Consider the following 598-nt stretch of genomic DNA (forward strand, 5'->3'; position numbering starts at 1 on the left):
GGGTGTCGCTGCTACTCCGGCGATGAGAGTAAAGCCGGTTGACCGAATCGAAGGTTGTGCCACAGAGACAGGTGGTGTTCATCGTCCCCTTGCACTGGGCGTCCCGGCTGCTCTGGCGGTGGGAGTTAAACAGGCTGACCGAATCGAAGGTTGTGCCGCAGGAGCAGGTGGTGTTCCGCGTCCCTCTGCACCGGGCGTCGTTGCTGCTCTGGCGGTGGGTTTTAAGCCGGTTGACCGTATCGAAGGTGATGCCGCAGGGGCAGGTGGTGTTCCGCTTCCCCTTGCATTGAGCGTCTTTGCTGCCCTTGCGGTGAGCGTCAAGCATGGTAACCGTTTTGAAGGTGACGCCACAGGAGCAGGTGGTGTTCCACTGTCCCTTGCAGCAGGCGTCCCTGCTGCTCCGCCGGTGAGAGCAAAGCTGGTTAACTGTATCGAAGCTGGCGCCGCATGGGCAGGTGGTGTTCTGCTTTCCCTTGCACCGGACATCGCTGCTGCTCCGCCGGTGAGCGTTAAGCAGGTTGGTTGAATCGTAAGTGGTGCCACAGGAGCAGGTAATGTTCCGCTTCCCCTTGCACCGGGCATCACTGCTGCCCCGGCG

General features: G+C 61.0%; 1 protein-coding gene. It reads left to right on the forward strand.

Annotated features, from left to right (window positions below; translation table 11 throughout):
* Positions 1-526, forward strand: a 526-nt coding sequence (locus tag E1189_RS22625) for a hypothetical protein (protein ID WP_230459915.1), incomplete at its 5' end; no start/stop codon positions are given.
* Positions 527-598 lie beyond the last annotated feature (72 nt).

The sequence above is a fragment of the Parendozoicomonas verongulae genome, from assembly GCF_009711465.1.
GTDB classification, from domain to species: domain Bacteria; phylum Pseudomonadota; class Gammaproteobacteria; order Pseudomonadales; family Endozoicomonadaceae; genus Sansalvadorimonas; species Sansalvadorimonas verongulae.